14 protein-coding genes are annotated in these 16,807 nt (G+C 69.8%); 9 read left to right on the top strand and 5 right to left on the bottom strand.

Annotated elements, in window-relative coordinates:
* Positions 1-134: 134 nt before the first annotated feature.
* Positions 135-920: an IclR family transcriptional regulator gene (locus CU254_RS32465; protein ID WP_009083008.1), complete on the bottom strand. Its 786-nt coding sequence runs from the start codon at positions 918-920 to the stop codon at positions 135-137.
* A 173-nt stretch (positions 921-1,093) separates the two neighbouring features.
* On the opposite strand from CU254_RS32465, the gene mtrA reads away from it, so the two are divergent.
* From mtrA to secA, 6 genes are all read left to right on the top strand, one after another.
* A complete protein-coding gene (mtrA, locus tag CU254_RS32460; RefSeq protein WP_037355684.1) occupies positions 1,094-1,771 on the top strand; it encodes an MtrAB system response regulator MtrA in 678 nt (225 codons plus the stop codon).
* A 7-nt stretch (positions 1,772-1,778) separates the two neighbouring features.
* Complete coding sequence (mtrB, locus tag CU254_RS32455; RefSeq protein ID WP_009083004.1) at positions 1,779-3,509, top strand: MtrAB system histidine kinase MtrB; 1,731 nt, start codon at positions 1,779-1,781, stop codon at positions 3,507-3,509.
* Complete coding sequence (locus CU254_RS32450; RefSeq protein WP_009083001.1) at positions 3,506-5,263, top strand: LpqB family beta-propeller domain-containing protein; 1,758 nt, start codon at positions 3,506-3,508, stop codon at positions 5,261-5,263. Before mtrB ends, CU254_RS32450 begins: the two co-directional genes overlap by 4 nt.
* Positions 5,264-5,670: 407 nt before the next feature.
* The gene (locus CU254_RS32445) at positions 5,671-6,315 is read left to right on the top strand and encodes a ComF family protein (RefSeq protein ID WP_009082997.1); all 645 of its coding nucleotides are present in this window, start codon (positions 5,671-5,673) and stop codon (positions 6,313-6,315) included.
* 761 nt (positions 6,316-7,076) lie between these two features.
* Positions 7,077-7,760: a ribosome hibernation-promoting factor, HPF/YfiA family gene (gene hpf, locus CU254_RS32440; protein ID WP_009082993.1), complete on the top strand. Its 684-nt coding sequence runs from the start codon at positions 7,077-7,079 to the stop codon at positions 7,758-7,760.
* A gap of 263 nt (positions 7,761-8,023) precedes the next feature.
* Complete coding sequence (gene secA, locus CU254_RS32435; RefSeq protein ID WP_009082991.1) at positions 8,024-10,942, top strand: preprotein translocase subunit SecA; 2,919 nt, start codon at positions 8,024-8,026, stop codon at positions 10,940-10,942.
* Between the two features lie 128 nt (positions 10,943-11,070).
* Here the strand turns inward: secA and CU254_RS32430 are convergent, their stop codons facing one another.
* Complete coding sequence (locus tag CU254_RS32430) at positions 11,071-11,550, bottom strand: Rv3235 family protein (RefSeq protein WP_100266943.1); 480 nt, start codon at positions 11,548-11,550, stop codon at positions 11,071-11,073.
* 169 nt (positions 11,551-11,719) lie between these two features.
* Here CU254_RS32430 and CU254_RS32425 point away from each other — a divergent pair, with 169 nt between their 5' ends.
* Positions 11,720-12,103 carry an HAD-IA family hydrolase gene (locus tag CU254_RS32425; protein WP_009082988.1) on the top strand — a complete coding sequence of 128 codons (384 nt, stop codon included), beginning with the start codon at positions 11,720-11,722 and terminating at the stop codon, positions 12,101-12,103.
* Here CU254_RS32425 and CU254_RS32420 read toward each other — a convergent pair.
* Positions 12,096-12,860, bottom strand: coding sequence for an RNA methyltransferase (locus CU254_RS32420; protein WP_037715538.1), 765 nt, complete (start codon positions 12,858-12,860; stop codon positions 12,096-12,098). The genes CU254_RS32425 and CU254_RS32420 overlap by 8 nt on opposite strands.
* Positions 12,861-12,894: 34 nt before the next feature.
* On the opposite strand from CU254_RS32420, the gene CU254_RS32415 reads away from it, so the two are divergent.
* Both CU254_RS32415 and CU254_RS32410 read left to right on the top strand, forming a co-directional pair.
* The gene (locus tag CU254_RS32415) at positions 12,895-14,292 is read left to right on the top strand and encodes a wax ester/triacylglycerol synthase family O-acyltransferase (protein WP_037715536.1); all 1,398 of its coding nucleotides are present in this window, start codon (positions 12,895-12,897) and stop codon (positions 14,290-14,292) included.
* Entirely contained in the window at positions 14,289-14,780 is a 492-nt protein-coding gene (locus tag CU254_RS32410; RefSeq protein ID WP_086024917.1) for a hypothetical protein, read from the top strand. The genes CU254_RS32415 and CU254_RS32410 overlap by 4 nt, the downstream gene beginning before the upstream one ends.
* A 105-nt stretch (positions 14,781-14,885) precedes the next feature.
* Here the strand turns inward: CU254_RS32410 and CU254_RS32405 are convergent, their stop codons facing one another.
* Together CU254_RS32405 and CU254_RS32400 are read right to left on the bottom strand one after the other, a co-directional pair.
* Complete coding sequence (locus CU254_RS32405) at positions 14,886-15,683, bottom strand: hypothetical protein (protein WP_009082980.1); 798 nt, start codon at positions 15,681-15,683, stop codon at positions 14,886-14,888.
* A 152-nt stretch (positions 15,684-15,835) separates the two neighbouring features.
* Positions 15,836-16,744, bottom strand: coding sequence for a hypothetical protein (locus CU254_RS32400; RefSeq protein ID WP_037715534.1), 909 nt, complete (start codon positions 16,742-16,744; stop codon positions 15,836-15,838).
* Between the last annotated feature and the right edge of the window lie 63 nt (positions 16,745-16,807).

Genomic DNA, 16,807 nt, shown 5'->3' with positions numbered 1-16,807 from the left:
CGAGACAGGCATGCCGGAACGCCCCCGCCGGGGTACGGACGCGTTGCGGATGGAGATCGATGTTCCGTCTGCTGCAACTCACAAATTGCGGGATCGCGGGCGCGCTGTCAAGAGAGCCGCCGCGACCGGGGAGTTCACGCGGAAAAGTAGCCGAGCTGAGCGGAAAGCTCCCGTGCCGCTTCGGACATCGGCGCGACGATCTGCCGGATCCGCTGTTTGGACAGCCGGTAGGACGGACCGGACGCGCTCATCGCCGCGACGACGTCGCCGCCGGGGCCGCGCACCGGCACCGCGACCGCGTGCATGCCCAGTTCCAGCTCTTCGAAGGAAGCCGCGTACCCGTCCTCGGCGACGCGCTCCAGTTCGGCCGCCAGCTCGTCCCGGTCGACCGTGGTGCGCGGCGTGTACTGCTCCAGCTCGTGCGCGAGCATCCGCTTGCGTTCGGCCTCGTCCATCGCGGCCAGCAGCACCTTGCCGCTGGACGTCGCGTGCAGCGGCGTGCGCTGCCCGGTCCAGTTCTGTGTGGTGATCGCCGCCGACCCGCGGGCCTGGCTGATGTTGATCGCGACTCCGTCGTCCGCGATCGCGATGTTGACCGTCTCGCCCAGCTCCTCGGCGAGCGCCTGGCAGGTCTGCCTGCCGAGCTTCGCCAGGTCCATCCGGCCGGTCGCGGCCCCGGCCAGCCGGACCACGCCGAAGCCGATCGCGTACTTGCCGCGTTCGCCCAGCTGCTCGACCAGCCCGTGCGCCTCCAGCACGCTCAGCAGCCGGGACGCGGTGGACTTGTGCACGCCCAGCTCGCCGGCGATCTCGGTGATGCCCGTTTCCCCGTTGCGGGCCAGCAGCTCCAGGACCGTGATCGCCCGGTCGACGGACTGCACCGCGCTTCCCGTTGCGTTTCCCGAGTCCTGGTTCCGCATAGCGCAACAGTAACCGTTCGGCTGCGATCTGTTCGGCTGAGCGGGCGAATCCGGCCGCCGCCGGACGCCGGATGGGTCCGGATGGCCCAACCGGGCCGGTGATCTTGATCTTTCCGGTGGTCAAACGCGCGGGTCGTGCGCACCGGTGCGGGCGTTAGTGCGAACATGTGGTCATGAAGGCACGTGTCTTGGTGGTCGACGACGACCCGGCGCTGGCGGAGATGCTCACCATCGTCCTCCGCGGCGAAGGGTTCGACACCGCGGTGGTCGCGGACGGTTCGCGGGCGCTTCCCGCGCTGCGGGAACTGAAACCGGACCTGGTCCTGCTCGACCTCATGCTGCCCGGCATGAACGGCATCGACGTGTGCAAGGCGATCCGCGCCGAGTCCGGCGTGCCGATCGTCATGCTCACCGCCAAGAGCGACACCGTGGACATCGTGCTCGGGCTCGAATCCGGGGCCGACGACTACGTGGTCAAGCCGTTCAAGCCGAAGGAACTCGTCGCCCGCGTGCGCGCCCGGATGCGCCGCACCGAGGCCGAGCCCGCCGAATCGCTGACCATCGGCGATCTCGCGATCGACGTTCCCGGGCACGAGGTCACCCGCGACGGCAAGGCGATCCCGCTGACGCCGCTCGAGTTCGACCTGCTCGTGGCGCTGGCCCGCAAGCCGCGCCAGGTGTTCACCCGCGAGGTGCTGCTCGAGCAGGTGTGGGGCTACCGGCACGCGGCCGACACCCGGTTGGTGAACGTGCACGTCCAGCGCCTTCGCTCGAAGGTGGAGAAGGACCCGGAGCACCCCGAGGTGGTGCTGACGGTGCGCGGAGTCGGGTACAAGGCCGGCCCGCCGTGATACGCCGATGACCGGTTTCGCGGGGCGGCTTCGCGCCGCCGCCCGCGCCACGGCTCGGCTCTCCGGCCGGGTCGTGGTTTTCGCGCGCCGCCGCGCGGTGGCGTTCAACGAGCTGTGGAAGCACTCGCTGCAGTTCCGCGTGACGATCTCGACGCTCGCGCTGTCCTCGGCCGTGGTGTTCGTGCTGGGCATGGTCCTGCAGAACCAGATCACCGAACGGCTGCTGGACACCAAGCGCCGCGCCGCGATCGAGCAGACCCAGGCGCTGGCCGACACCGCCGCGCGCGAACTGGTCGGGATCGGGGGCGAGTCCCCGGACGCGCTGCACACGCGCCTGCAGAACGCGCTCAAGAAGATCGCGACCACGTCCTCGTCGCGCGCGGGTTCCACCGCGGGCACCTTCGAACCGGTGCTGGCCAGCGTCGGGCGCGGCCAATCGGACGCGGACCCGGTGTTCGTCGGGCCGTTCAACTCGGTGCCGGAGCGGCTGCGCCAGTTCGTCGAGGCCGATCACCTCGCGCGGGTCGAGCACACGGTCGACGAGAACGGCGTGCGGACCACTTACCTGATCGTCGGCACCTCGCTGGCGACCGCGGCCAGTCCGCTGCAGCTGTATCTGCTGTTCCCGCTCACCAGTGAGCAGACCACCGTGTCGACGGTGCAGAACACGCTGTTCGTCGCCGGGATCGTGCTGCTGCTGTTGCTCGCCGGGATCACGAACCTCGTAGTCCGGCAGGTGGTGCGGCCGGTCCGGCAAGCCGTCGCGGCGGCCGAGCAGTTCGCCGGCGGAGACCTCGACCAGCGCCTCGCCGTCGTGGGCGAGGACGACCTCGCCAAACTCGCGGTGTCCTACAACAGCATGGCGGCCAGCATCCAGAACCAGATCCGCCAGCTCGAGGAATTCGGCGGCCTGCAGCGCCGCTTCACCTCCGACGTGTCGCACGAGCTGCGCACCCCGCTGACCACCGTGCGGATGGCCGCCGACGTGCTGCACGCGTCCCGCGAGCAGTTCCCGCCCGGCCTCGCCCGCTCGACCGAGCTGCTGGTCGACGAGCTGGACCGGTTCGAGGCGCTGCTCGGCGACCTGCTGGAGATCAGCAGGCTCGACGCGGGCGTCGAGGAGCTGTCGGCGGAGTACATCGACGTGCGGCCGATCGCGACGCGCGCGGTCGAGCAGGTGCGGGTGCTCGCCGGAACCGCGGGCAGCGCGGTCGAACTGGTGCTGCCGGACGAGGACACCTCCGCCGAGGTGGACGCGCGGCGGATCGAACGGATCCTGCGCAATCTGCTGGCCAACGCCGTCGACCACAGCGAGGGCAAACCGGTGGTGCTGACGGTCGCGGTGAACGAATCCGCGGTCGCGATCACCGTCCGGGACTACGGCGTCGGCCTGCGGGCGGGGGAGGCCGAGCTGGTGTTCAACCGGTTCTGGCGCGCCGACCCGTCGCGCAACCGCCGCACCGGCGGCACCGGCCTGGGCCTCGCGATCAGCCAGGAGGACGCGCGGCTGCACGGCGGCGTCCTCGACGCGTGGGGCGAGCCGGGCCACGGCGCGTGCTTCCGGCTCGTGGTGCCGCGGCGCCAAGGCGTGCCGATCGCGGAGAGCCCGCTAGTGCTGCCGCCGCCGGACGCGGTTTCGGAGATCACGCTGTCGCCGTCGTCGGTCGCCGAACTGCATCCCGCGCCGGAGGCGATCCTCGCCGATCCGGCCCCGGACCGGGAGGAGGTCGGTCAGTGAGGCGAGTGCTCGTCCTTCTCGCCTGCGCACTGGTGCTCGTGAGCTGCGCGAACGTTCCGCAGGAATCGCTGCCGGTCGTGGTGTCCGTGGAAAAGGCGCCACCGCAGGCCAACAACGCGCCGGAGCCGCCGGCCAACGCCGAACCGCTCGACATCGTGCGGCTGTTCATCAAGGCCAACGCCGATCCGCGGTCGGGCAACGCGGCCTCGCGGGCGTTCCTCGACGAAAAACAGCGCGGCGCGTGGCGGCCGAACCGCTCGTTCACGATCATCGACAAGACCTTCAGCACGGTCTACGACCCCACGGCCAGCACCGGAGCCACCACCACGCCCACGCCGTCGTCGGCCGCGCCGGACCCGAACGTCCGCACGGTCACCGTGCGCGGTTCGGTGCTCGGCACGCTGAGCGCGGACTCCGCGTTCATCCCCGGCAGCGGCCCGGCCGAGCAGACCTTCCAGGTGCGCAAGCAGGCCGACGGGCAGTGGCGGATCTCCAGCCCGCCCCCGCCGGTGCTGCTGGTGACCGACGACGAGTTCGACGGCAACTACAACCCGGTCTCGGTGAGCTTCTACTCGGCCGACTCCGGGTCCTTCGTGCCGGACCTGCGCTACGTCCCGGCGAAACCGCAGTCGGGCATGCCGGGACGGGTGATGGACCTGATCCTGCAGGGCCCTTCCGCCGGGCTCACCGGCGCGGTGAAAAACCTCTTCGGCGACGGGGTGTCGCTGGAAAACAACGTGAAGAACAACGACGACGGCTCGCTGACCGTGCAGCTGAGCGGGCTCAGCGGGGTCGGCCCGGACACGCGGTCGCTGATCGCCGCGCAGATCGTGCTCTCGATGCAGACCGTCACCTCCACCCGGATCCGGCTGCTCGCCGACGGCGCGCCGCTCGTGCAGAACCACGAATACTGGCGCGCCAGCGACGTGCCCTCGTACAACGTTTCCGCTTCGCCGAGCGGCCTGATGACGATCGGCGGCCGGGTCCGTTCGCTCAGCGACGGCGCGCCGATCGCGGGCGCGGTGGGCAACGGCGCGTACCAGGTGGTGAGCGCGGCCGAGTCCATCGACGGCAAACGCCTCGCGGTGGTCGAGCAGGACGGCGACCGTGTGCGGCTGCGCATCGGCGACCTCGGCCGCGACCTGCCGACGGTCGACCTCGGCGGCGGTTCGCTGAGCCGCCCGACCTGGCGTCCGGCGCAGACCGGGGCCGGGCCGTCGAACGAGGTGTGGACGGTCGTCGACCACTCGATCATCGCGCGGATGGTCCTCGACCCGAACGGCCACTGGCTGCGCCAGAGCGTGAACGCGAACGACCTGCTGGCGCTCGGCCCGATCGGGGTGCTGCGGCTTTCCCGGGACGGCGCCCGCGTGGCCGCGACGGTGAACGGCCAGCTGGTCGTGGCGTCGGTGGTGCGCAACGGCGACACGGTCACCTTGCGCGAGCCGCGGGTGCTGCAGCCCGGAGTGCTGACGGACGTCTTGGACGTGGACTGGGGCTCGACGCCGGACACCCTGGTGGCCGCGACGTCCTCGCCCTCGCAGCCGGTCCAGCGCCTGTCGATCGACGGACGGCGGATGGACGCCTACAACAGCTCGAACCTCACCGCCCCGGTGCGAGCGGTCGCGGCGGCTCCGAGCCAGCCGATCGTGGTCGCGGATGCCGGTGGGTTGTGGACGGCGACGGAGCTGGGCGAGGTGTGGCGGCCGCACGCGCACTCGATGCAGAACGCGGATCCGTTCTATCCGGGCTGATTTCTCGGTCGGTTGGGGTGGTCGGGGATGCCGGTGGGTCGCGGATCGCGACTGGGTTGGGCGAGGGGTCGCGGCCGGGCATTCGATGCAGAACGCGGATCCGTTTTACCCGGGGTGTTTTCTCGGTCGGTGAGGTGGTCGCGGATGCCGGTGGGTCGCGGATCGCGACTGAGCTGGGCGAGGTGCGGCGGCCGGGCTCACTCGATGCAGGATGCGGATCCGTTCTATCCGGGGTGTTTTCTTGGTCGGTCGGGTGGTCACGGATGCCCGGGGTCGTGGACGGCGACTGAGCTGGGCGCGGGATGTCCGTCCCATCCGGGTGATCTCCGAGGTTTCCCGGCACCGATTCCGGGCTTCGGCGCTCGCGCGGTCCAAAACTGTCGGTGGTCGAGTGCACACTCGGAGTCATGTTACTGAGACTGTTGCTGAACCTGCTCCTCCCGACCTACTGCGCAGGCTGTGAAACCCGCGGCGCGCCCGTGTGCGCCAGTTGCTCCACGAAGTGGGGGTCCCCCACTGCGGTACTCCGCGCGCCGCTGACTGCGTTGGCTCCGGCCTACGCCATGGCGCGCTACACGGGTGCCGCCAAGCGAACCTTGCTCGCCTACAAGGAGCGCCGCCGTCGCGACGTGGCCCCGTTTTTGGGCCGAGTCCTGGCCGCTGGGCTGTTGGCGTTGCCTTCCGGCGGTCCGCGCGCCAGCCCGTGGTGTCTCGTCCCGGCTCCGAGCCGACGGACCGCTTCCCGGGTGCGCGGAGGCCCGCACGTCCTGCGAATCGCCGCGGAAGCCGCTCGGTTGACGGGGGCGTACGTCGCGCCTGCCCTGGTGTTGAAGGGCGGACGGGACGCGGTCGGGCTGAGCCGGGCGGAACGCGTGGCCAATCTGGAGGGCCGGTTGCGGTTCGCTGCGGCCGGGCGTCCGCCGCCGGGTGCGCGGGTCGTGGTGGTGGACGACGTGATCACCACAGGCGCCACGTCCGCCGCATGCGTCACGGCGTTGAAAAACGCGGGGGTGCCGGTGGTGGCGGTGCTCGCCCTGCTGGCGACAGTCTGAAAGGGACCTGTCCCCGTCCGAAACCCGAACGCACGCTGGGCCGCCTCGCGAATCCGCCGCGGGCCGGGTCCGGCCGCCGCCGAAAACGGAATCCGGTTGTGCGGAAACCGATCGTCCGCTCCGTCCCCGTCCACAATGGAACGATTCCAAAACCGTCCGTCCGAAAACCGCGGACCGCATTCTCGCCAGGGAGGCCGCTCTCGTTCGCATGCCCACTAACGCCAGGTGTCACCTACACGAGTGATGTCAAGAGGGAACCTCCCGGCGTCGTCGCCCGTTGTCCGGGCATGAGGGTCAGGGCCGGAATCACCCCCGAGCCGGGGCAGTTCGCCGAGGTGGCGGCTGTGCTGACCGGGGCGGTCACCCTCGGCGTCCGAGGTGCCGCTGGGTTGAGCCGTCCGCGTGAAACTTGGGCGCACGCGCTCGGCCTTCCGAGCGGCGGTTCCGGGCTGCGCACGCATGATTCACTGCGCGCCGTGACGGGTTCCCGGATCGTGACATCCCCCGGCTCGGGGGCTGTTGCGGACGGCGTGATGAAGCTAACGTGCTCCGCTATCAGCAAAACCCGCAGGCAGGGAGGTGTGCAGCCCATGTCCCTGGCACCGGCGGCCCGCTGAGTCCGCGTTCGCGCTTCCGCCACGAGACGTCGTGATCCGGTCGCCGAATTCTTTTCAGCCCGCCAACCCGTGCAGCATCCGCTCGCAGTACCGGTGCCGTGAGAACACAACAGCTCGCAGTTTCCTCAGCGAGGGAGGTCGTGTATGGACATCGTCGTTAAGGGCCGCAACGTGGAGGTGCCCGAGCATTACCGGGCGCTTGTCAGCGAAAAGCTGGCCCGCCTTGAGCGCTACGACAAGAAGGTCATCCGCTACGACGTGGAGCTCTTCCACGAGCCCAACCGCAGGCAGGCCAAGAGCTGCCAGCGCGTCGAGATCACCGGGAAGGGCCGCGGTCCGGCTGTTCGCGCCGAAGCGAGCGCAGCCGACTTCTACGCAGCGCTCGACTCCGCCGTCACCAAGCTGGAAAACCGGCTCCGGCGGACACACGACCGCAGGCGCGTGCATTACGGGCGCAGCCGTCCGGAATCGGTCGCCGAGGCGACGTCGATGGCCGGCGGCTCCGACGCGGTCGCCGGGCCCGCCATGGGCACGGCCGTCCTGGACGCACCCGACGCGACCGAATCCATGGCGAACGGTTTCGCGGCGACGAGTGCGGGCGACATTCCCCGGCAGGGGCGATGGGAAGACGAGGACCTGGGCCATCAGCCCGGCCGCGTCGTCCGCGAGAAGCAGCACGCCGCGGATCCCATGACGGTGGACCAGGCTCTCTACGAGATGGAGCTGGTCGGCCACGACTTCTACCTGTTCAACGACTCCGAGGCCGGCCGGCCGAGTGTCGTCTACCGGCGAAAGGGCTTCGACTACGGCGTGATCCGGCTGGGCTGACCCCCACCCGGGACAACTTCGACCGGCGGCCCGCACGCGCACGCGTGCGGGCCGTCCGTGTGCCCGGAGGACGACCCGCGGCACGACCTTCGTCGGGACCTGTGGAAACCCGCCGTGACCTTCTGCGACGACGTGCGTGCGCGGACCAGCCCGCGTTCCCTACGATGGGGAGACGGCGGCGGCGCACACGGGCGCCAGCCGTGGCGATTTACTGCCCGGGAACGGCCTGGGCGCGATCATGATCAGCTAGTGAGGTCGACCGGATGGTGCTGAACCGCCTGCTCCGCGCGGGCGAGGGCAAGATGGTGAAGCGGCTGCGCAACATCGCCGATCACATCAACACCCTCGAAGACGACGTGAAGGACCTGTCGGACGCCGAACTGCGGGCCAAGACCGACGAGTTCCGCGAGCGGTACGGCAAGGGCGAGTCCCTGGACGAGCTGCTGCCGGAGGCGTTCGCCGTCGCCAGGGAAGCCGCGCACCGGGTGCTCGGCCAGCGGCCGTACGACGTCCAGCTCATGGGCGGGGCCGCGCTGCACCTCGGCCAGGTCGCCGAGATGAAGACCGGCGAGGGCAAGACGCTGACCTGTGTCCTCGCGGCCTACCTGAACGCCATCCCCGGGGACGGCGTGCACGTCGTCACCACCAACGACTACCTCGCCAAGCGCGACGCGGAGTGGATGGGCCGCATCCACCGCTTCCTCGGGCTCGAGGTCGGCGTCATCGTCGCCGAGCAGGACCCGCAGGAGCGCCGCAAGCACTACAACGCCGACGTCACCTACGGCACGAACAACGAGTTCGGCTTCGACTACCTGCGCGACAACATGACCTGGTCGCTCGACGAATGCGTGCAGCGCGGGCATAACTTCGCGATCGTCGACGAGGTCGACTCGATCCTCATCGACGAGGCGCGGACCCCGCTGATCATCTCCGGCCCGGCGGACCAGTCGTCGCGGTGGTACGTCGAGTTCGCCCGGCTCGCGCCGCTGATGCAGGGCATCGACACCACCACCATGGGCACGCGCGAGCGGGTCGAGAAGGCCAACCTGATCAACTCGAAGTACCACTACGAGGTCGACGTCCGCAAGCGCACCGTCGCGGTCACCGAGAAGGGCGTCCGGTTCGTCGAGGACCAGCTCGGCATCGAGAACCTCTACGAGGCGGCGAACACCCCGCTGGTCGGCTACTTGAACAACGCGCTGAAGGTCAAGGAGCTCTACCACAAGGACAAGGACTACATCGTCCGCGACGGCGAGGTCATGATCGTCGACGAGTTCACCGGCCGCATCCTGGTGGGCCGCCGCTACAACGAGGGCATGCACCAGGCGATCGAGGCCAAGGAAGGCGTCGAGATCAAGGCGGAGAACCAGACGCTCGCCACGATCACGCTGCAGAATTACTTCCGGCTCTACAAGAAGCTGTCCGGCATGACCGGTACCGCCGAGACCGAGGCGGCCGAGTTCCACCAGACCTACAAGCTCGGCGTCGTGCCGATCCCGACGAACCGGCCGATGGTCCGCGCGGACCGCGCCGACCTGATCTACAAGAACGAGCAGGCCAAGTTCGAGGCCGTCGCCGAGGACATCGCCGAGCGGCACGAAAAGGGCCAGCCGGTGCTGGTCGGCACCACGAGCGTGGAGAAGTCCGAGCACCTGTCGAAGCTGCTGCTCAAGCTGGGCGTGCCGCACGAGGTGCTGAACGCGAAGTACCACAACAAGGAAGCGCTGATCGTCGCGCGCGCCGGCCGGAAGGGCGCGGTCACCGTCGCCACGAACATGGCGGGCCGCGGCACCGACATCGTGCTCGGCGGCAACCCGGACATCATCGCCGACGAGGTGCTGCGCGAGCGCGGCCTCGACCCGGTCGAGAACTCCGAGGAGTACGAGGCCGCGTGGCCGAAGGTGCTCGAGGAGATCAAGGAAGAGGCGCGGGCCGAAGCCGACGAGGTCCGCGAAGCGGGCGGGCTGTACGTGCTCGGCACCGAGCGGCACGAGTCGCGGCGCATCGACAACCAGCTGCGCGGCCGGTCCGGGCGGCAGGGCGACCCCGGCGAATCGCGGTTCTACCTGTCGCTGGGCGACGACCTGATGCGCCGGTTCAACGCGGTGCTGGTCGAACGCATCATGACCACCATGCGGCTGCCGGACGACGTGCCGATCGAGCACAAGATGGTCTCCAAGGCGATCAAGAGCGCGCAGACCCAGGTCGAGCAGCTCAACATGGAGACCCGCAAGAACGTCCTCAAGTACGACGAGGTCATGAACGAGCAGCGCAAGGTGATCTACGCCGAGCGCCACCGCGTGCTCGAGGGCGAGGACCTGCGCGAGCAGATCGAGCACATGATCGTCGACGTGGTGAAGGCGTACGTCTCGGGCGCGACGTCCCAGGGCTACGCCGAGGACTGGGACCACGAGCAGCTGTGGACCGCGCTGAAGACGCTGTACCCGGTCAGCCTCGACTGGGACGACCTGATCGAGGACGGCGACCTCGACGCGGAATCGCTCAGCCAGGCGCTGGTCGACGACGCGCTCGCGGCCTACGCCAAGCGCGAGGCCGAGATCGACGAGCTGGTCGGCGAGGAAGGCTCGATGCGCCGCCTCGAGCGCCAGGTCATGCTCACCGTGCTGGACCGCAAGTGGCGCGAGCACCTCTACGAGATGGACTATCTCAAGGAGGGCATCGGCATGCGGGCGCTCGCGCAGCGCGACCCGCTGATCGAGTACCAGCGCGAGGGCTTCGACATGTTCCGCGCGATGCTCGACTCGCTGAAGGAGGAGGCCGTCGGCTTCCTGTTCAACCTGCAGGTCGAGCGTGCCGAGCCGGAAACCGTCCAGCAGCCGGAACCGTCGGCGCTCCCCGGCGGCGTCACGTCCGCCACCGCCGCGGCGGCCGGAGCGTTCGGGGCCAAGAGCGAGGACGAGGGCAAGCACGCCCGCCCGGCCCCGCCGCAGCCCCCGGCCACCGATTCCGATTCGGTCCCGTCCGCGTTGCGCGGCAAGGGACTCGGCGGCGGTGTCCAATCCGGACTGACCATGTCCGGCCCGTCCGAAGGCGGCGGCGTCGAGTCCCATTCGGACAGCGCGAACGACGCGGACGCCGGAGGCGCGGGCGGAACCCGCCGCGAACGGCGGGCCGCGGAACGGGCGCAGGCGAAGAAGGGCAAGAAGGGACCGCGTCGCTGACGCGCCCCTGATCCGTCCACTGTGGACGGCAGAATCGAGAACGGCAGCACGGCACTCGTGCTGCCGTTCTTCTTTGCGTCCACAGTGGACCAGATCCTGTGTCCTGAGGTTTAGGACAGCTGTCCCGATCAGGCTACCGAGGGTCGCCCGGCCTGCGCCCCCTCGACCCGCGGCGCGAGCACGTGAAACCGCGTGCACACCCACCCCGTCCGGGTGCGCTCGAACCGGGCCGCCAAGGCCAGCACGCGAGGCCCGGAATGAATGATCGTGCTGGTCTCCAACGCGGTTTCGGCCGGACGGCAGACCCGCAGGTCCCCGGCGACGTGGTGGCGAAGGCCCGGCATCAGCGACTGACTGCTGAGCCGGGAAAACAACGCGTCGTCCACGAGCGGCCGGATCTGCCCCGCCGCCCGCCGCCCGGCGAGGACTTCGAGGATGGCGTTGAGCCGCTGACTGAGCCGCTGCGCGGGAGGCGGATCGGTCAGCCGCAGCAGCCGATGCCCGGCGGGCGGCAGATCGTACGGTGAGGGCCACGTGCCGCGCCGATGCACGCGCCGCCCCCTGACCTCCGGAACAGCCGACAGCGGCCGGAGGCTGTGGTTCGTCATTGAGTTCCCTCCCCGAAACATGGACGTCCACCCGGGAGTTAGTGCGTGGTGCGGCGAGCTGATGGGACGCCGAGTGCCTGATCCGGCGAAAAGGGCAGAACGGAGCAGACGGGATCTTCCCGATGCGCTAAGGGACCGGGCCGGCCGAAGGAGCGGATAGGCTGGCGAAGTGCTAAAAGGCCTGCTCGTCGACTACGCCGGAGTGCTCACCGACCCGGATGCGGCGCTGCTCTACGACTACCTCCGCGAAGCCCGGGCGAACGGCAAGAGAACCGCTCTCGTCTCGAACGCCCCGGGTGCCGCCCCGGGGGTGAAAACCGAGCTGGCGCAATACTTTGACGCGCTCGTCTTCTCCGGCGAAGTCGGTGTCGCCAAGCCGAACCGCGAGATCTATCTAGTCGCGGCCGAGCGGATCGGGCTCGCCGCGACCAGGTGTGTGTTCGTGGACGACGCCGAGCGGAACGTGCGCGGAGCCGTCGCCGCGGGGATGGTCGGCGTGCATCACCGCACGATCGCCGAGACTCTCGACGAACTCGCGGCGTTGTTCAGCTGACCCCGCGCCGCACCAGTTCGAACGACAGCACTGCAGCCGCGGCGGAGACGTTCAGCGATTCGACGTCGCCCGGCATCGGGATCGACAGCCATTCCGTCACCAGCTCCGCCACCGCCTCGCCGACGCCTTCCGTTTCGCCGCCGAGCACGAACGCCGACCGTTGCGGCAGTTCCGCGTCGAAGATCGACGTCGTGGCCGAGGCGCCCAGTGCGAACAGGCTGTATCCGGCCTCCACCAGCAGTTCCGCCGCCTCGCGTGCCGATCCGCAGCGCAGAACCGGTGCCCGGAAGGCAACGCCCGCAGAGGATTTCACCACCATCGGGTCCAGCGCGGCGACGCCCCGGCGCGGCACGATGACCCCGGAGAGTCCTGCGGCCGTCGCGGTGCGCAGGATCATTCCGACGTTCGCCGGCGTGGTGATGCCGTCCAGGAGCAGCACGCGCGCGGGCGGGCGGCGGTCGTCCAGGGCCGCGGCGAGGGCGCGCATTCGCGGCGCGACGACGTCGGCCAGTACGCCCTGGTCCTGTTTTCCGTTGCCGGCCAGCACTTTCACCCGGTGTGCGCTCGCGCGCTGCACCGGCACGCCGGCGGCTTTCGCGGCGCGCTGGATCTCCGCGGCGGCGGGGCCGCGCGCGGTGTCGGCGAGGATCACCTTGTCCACGCGCAGGTCCGGATCGCCCAGTGCCTCCAGCACAGGCTTGCGCCCGTATACGGTCAGGAAGCGGTCTTTCGGCGAACCCGCCAGCTCATCACCCACACCGGCCAGTCTCGCATTGTGTAAGGATCGGCTCATGCCCGACCGCCTGTCCGCGCTGGACGCCTCGTTCCTGTACGTCGAGGACCAGACGACGCCGATGCACGTCGGGGGCGTGGCGATCTTCGAACGGCCGCCGTCCGGATTCACCTACGAGCAGATGCTCGACCTCGTCGGCGCGCGGCTGGCGTTCCTGCCTCGTTACCGCCAGCGCGTGCTCAACGTGCCCGGGCACCTCGCGCGCCCGGTGTGGGTGGACGACGTCGACTTCGACCTCAACTACCACGTCCGCCGCTCCGCGCTGCCGCAGCCGGGCAGCGACGACCAGCTGTTCGACCTGGTCGCCCGGCTCATGTCGCGGCGGCTCGCGCCGGAACGCCCGCTGTGGGAGGCGTATTTCGTCGAGGGACTGGCCGGCGACCGGGTCGCGATGGTGACGAAAACGCACCAGTCCGTTGTGGACGGTGTCGGCACCATCGATCTCGGCCAGCTGATCCTCGACGAGACGCCCGAACCGCCGGAGCCGTTCGAGGACCTGTGGGTGCCGCGGCGCGAGCCGAGCCGTGCGCAGCTGGTTCTCGACGCGATGAGCGAGACGGTGCAGCGGCCCGGCGAGCTGATCGAAAACGTGCGCTCGATCGCCGGGGACGCGGTGACCACGGTGAGCAAGGCCGTCGAGACCCTCGGTGGGGTCGCGGCGACGATCACGCGCCCCGCGCCGCCCGGGCCGTTGAACGTCCGGGTGTCCGGCGGCCGCGTGTTCTCGGTCGTGCGCACGCGGCTGGAGGATTTCCGCAAGATCCGCGCCGACCACGGCGGCACGGTCAACGACGTCATCCTCGCCGCGATCACCGGCGCGCTGCGGGAATGGCTGCTGTCGCGCGGCGAGAACCTCACGCCGACCGAGACCGTGCGCGCGCTCGTGCCGATGGCGGTCACCGACGCCGAAACCGCCGAGTTCGCCACGCCCGCGCTCGTCGGCAACCAGGTCGCGGCGTATCTGCTCGACCTGCCGGTCGGCGAGCCGAGCCCGGTCCTGCGGCTGCAGCACCTCGGCCACGCGATGGCCGAACACGTGAATTCGGGAAGATCGGTGGCCGCGCGCGGGTTGCTGAAGGTGAGCGGGTTCGCACCGGCGACGCTGCATTCGCTCGGCGCACGGGCGGGCGGATCGCTGTCCGGGCGGATTTTCAACCTGATGATCACGAATTCGCCGGGGCCGCAGGTGCCGGTGTACGCCGGAGAGGCGAGACTGGTGGAGATGTTCCCGGTGATGCCGCTGATGCGCACGCAGGCGCTGGCGATCGGGGTCACCTCCTACCACGGCGGTGTCTACTTCGGACTCAACGGCGACCGCAAGGCCGCGTTCGACGTCGGGCTGCTCGGCGGGATGATCGAAGAAGCGCTTGAAGAGCTGAAGGGTGCGCACTGGTGAGGGTTTATCTGCCCGCGACGATCGCGATGCTGCGAGACCTGGAGGCCAACGGCGAGTTCCGCGCTCGCAGCGGCACCGGGTTCGCGTTGACGCCCGCCCTCCGCGAGGCGTACGCGAGCGGTTCCGACGAGGAACTGGAATACGCGGCGTTGCTGGACGCGGCTCGGGCTTCGCTGCGCCTGATCGCCGCTGAGGAAAAGGCCGAACCGCGGCGAGCCGTGGTCTCGGTGGACGTCGACGACGCGACGCTGCGGCCGGACCTGGACGCGGCCGTCGTGCGCCTCGCCGGTCCGGTGCCGAAGTCGCAGATCGCGGCCATCCACGTGGACTCGGCCGAGGCCGAAGACGCGGTGGCCGCCGCGGCGGCGGTAATCGACGCGGCCGACCTGGGCGACGAGGACGCCGAGTTCGCCCTCGGCGACGCCGAAGACCACGAGCTGGCCTGGTACGCGCTGCAGGAGCTGCCTTTCCTGCTCGAACTGCTCTAGCGGTCCGTGAAGGGCTCCTTGAGGGAATCTGATTCCCTCAAGGAGCCCTTCACGGACCGTCAGCTGCGGGGAGACGCGGGGCCGGTGAGCGAACTCGCGTGCCGGTCAGCCGCCGGTGAGGGTGCCGACGTCGGCCGGGGCGGGGGCCTCGACCGTGACCGGCGTGTTCCAGTCCCGGTAGCGCGCCTTGACCGTGGCGACGCCGGTCTGGCCGGTCGCCTGCATGACCGGCGTCAGGTCCAGGACCAGCTGCATCGGCCGGTGCTGCGCGTCCAGCCAGAGGTCGAACGGGACCGTCTTGCCGCGGTCGCCGAGCCGGGTCAGCGCTTCGGCGGGCAGGCCGCCGGGCAGTTCGGAGCCGAGTTTCGCCAGGTCGACGGTCAGGTGATAGTGCTCGGCCGGGGCTCCGTCGAGGGTGGTGTCCTCGCTGGAGGCCACCGTTCCGGCCGTGCGGACCTGCGCCAGCGTGCGGGCCGGGTCGTTCTGCTCGGCCAGTTGCGCCAGGCTGCCGCCCAGCACCTGCGAGAGCGGATCGGTGCCGTCGGGGGAGACCTTCACCCACGCTTTGTGGTCGCTGACCTGGTCTCGCGCGCTTTCCGGGACCTTCGCGTACAGCGTCTTGTCGACTAGCCGCAGTTCGAGCGGCTCGCCGACGTAGTCCGTCGTCATCGAGAGCGACGTGCCGGCCGGCTCGAATTTCGCCAGGCCCTGTCCGTGGGAGACGAGAGTGCCGGTGGTGACGTCAGCGGTGAACTTCGCGGTGTGTCCGGCCAGGGTGGCGGCCGAAGCGGCGTCGGCGAGCGCGCGGGCGTCGGTGAAGCGCTGGGGTTCGGGAGCGCTGGAACAACCCGCCGAGACGATCGCCAGCAGCGCGGCGAAACCCGCCACGGCCGTCCTGCGCATCCGAAAACCCTCTCTGACCGGCCGTAAGTGCAGCCAAGCCAAGCACAACGGGCGTGGCCGACCCGTTCGGGGGAACGCGTGCTACCGGCAGTAGCGCACAAAAAACGGACCCCGAGCCGGAGTGGCTCGGGGTCCGCGAAGAGCAGCGGGGATCAGCGCCCCATCTTCTTCATGATCTCGCCGAAGTCGGTGACCTGGTCGGCGGCCGGGGCGGCCACGTCGACCGGCTTGCCCCAGTCGGTGTACTTGACGGTGAGCTTGCCGCCCGCGGCGCCCGCGGCCGAAGAGCCGGACGACGCGCCGAGCTGCTTCATCATCTCGGACTGGTCCATGGTGACCTGCAGCGGAAGCTGGTCCTTGTCGATCCAGATCTCGGCCGGGATCTTGATGTTCTTGCCCTCGAGCATCTTCTTCATCTGCTCCTGGACCTCGGCCGGCTGGCCCTTCGCGTAGGTCTCGATGGACTTGCTGACGTCCAGCTCCACCTTGTAGTGGTTGACCTTCTCGCCGTTCAGCTCGACCTGGTCGGCCCCGACGATCTGGCCGGTCTTGGAGACCTGGTCGAGGATCTGCGTCGGGTCGCTCTGCTGGGTCGACTGCGCCATCGCCTTGCTGAACGACTGCGACATCGGGTCAGTGGCGTCCGGCGAGATCTTCAGCCACGGCTTGTCGGTGCCGAACTGCTTGGACTGCGCGGCCGGGACCTTCATGTAGAGGGTCTTGTCGACGTAGCGCATCTCGGTGGCGCCCTGCGGGGTGCTCATCGTCATCGACATGGCGGAGTTCTCGCCGTCGAAGCGCATCGCGCCCTCGGCCTTGACGGACTGGCCGCCCATGGCCATGTCCATCGACATCTTCGCCGACTTGGCCTTCTCCGTACCCTGCTTGGCCGCGTCGGCCAGCTTCAGCGCGTCGCTGAACGGCGACGCCAGACCGGACCCGCCGTCCTTGGACTGGCCGGCCGGGGCCGCGGTGCCGTTCTCGGTGCTCGAGCCGCAGCCCGTCAGCACCAGCGCCAGCGCCGCACCGGCGGCGACAGCGAACGTCGTGGTCTTGCGCATGGTTCTCCCCCTAGGAAGGAATCGGTCTCTCACCTGCGTTGTCGCCGGGCGGCCACGGGGCCG

This window comes from Amycolatopsis sp. AA4 (assembly GCF_002796545.1).
Classification (GTDB): domain Bacteria; phylum Actinomycetota; class Actinomycetes; order Mycobacteriales; family Pseudonocardiaceae; genus Amycolatopsis.
Note: the sequence above shows the minus strand (reverse complement) of the source record. Positions and strands in the feature narration are given on the sequence as shown.

What these genes read in the sequence shown, in the direction of transcription:
- CU254_RS32465 (WP_009083008.1), bottom strand. Translation starts at nt 920, where the DNA reads ATGCGGAACCAGGACTCGGGAAACGCAACGGGAAGCGCGGTGCAGTCC.
- mtrA (WP_037355684.1), top strand. Translation starts at nt 1,094, where the DNA reads ATGAAGGCACGTGTCTTGGTGGTCGACGACGACCCGGCGCTGGCGGAG.
- mtrB (WP_009083004.1), top strand. Translation starts at nt 1,779, where the DNA reads ATGACCGGTTTCGCGGGGCGGCTTCGCGCCGCCGCCCGCGCCACGGCT.
- CU254_RS32400 (WP_037715534.1), bottom strand. Translation starts at nt 16,744, where the DNA reads ATGCGCAAGACCACGACGTTCGCTGTCGCCGCCGGTGCGGCGCTGGCG.
- secA (WP_009082991.1), top strand. Translation starts at nt 8,024, where the DNA reads ATGGTGCTGAACCGCCTGCTCCGCGCGGGCGAGGGCAAGATGGTGAAG.
- CU254_RS32405 (WP_009082980.1), bottom strand. Translation starts at nt 15,683, where the DNA reads ATGCGCAGGACGGCCGTGGCGGGTTTCGCCGCGCTGCTGGCGATCGTC.
- CU254_RS32430 (WP_100266943.1), bottom strand. Translation starts at nt 11,550, where the DNA reads ATGACGAACCACAGCCTCCGGCCGCTGTCGGCTGTTCCGGAGGTCAGG.
- CU254_RS32415 (WP_037715536.1), top strand. Translation starts at nt 12,895, where the DNA reads ATGCCCGACCGCCTGTCCGCGCTGGACGCCTCGTTCCTGTACGTCGAG.
- CU254_RS32445 (WP_009082997.1), top strand. Translation starts at nt 5,671, where the DNA reads ATGTTACTGAGACTGTTGCTGAACCTGCTCCTCCCGACCTACTGCGCA.
- hpf (WP_009082993.1), top strand. Translation starts at nt 7,077, where the DNA reads ATGGACATCGTCGTTAAGGGCCGCAACGTGGAGGTGCCCGAGCATTAC.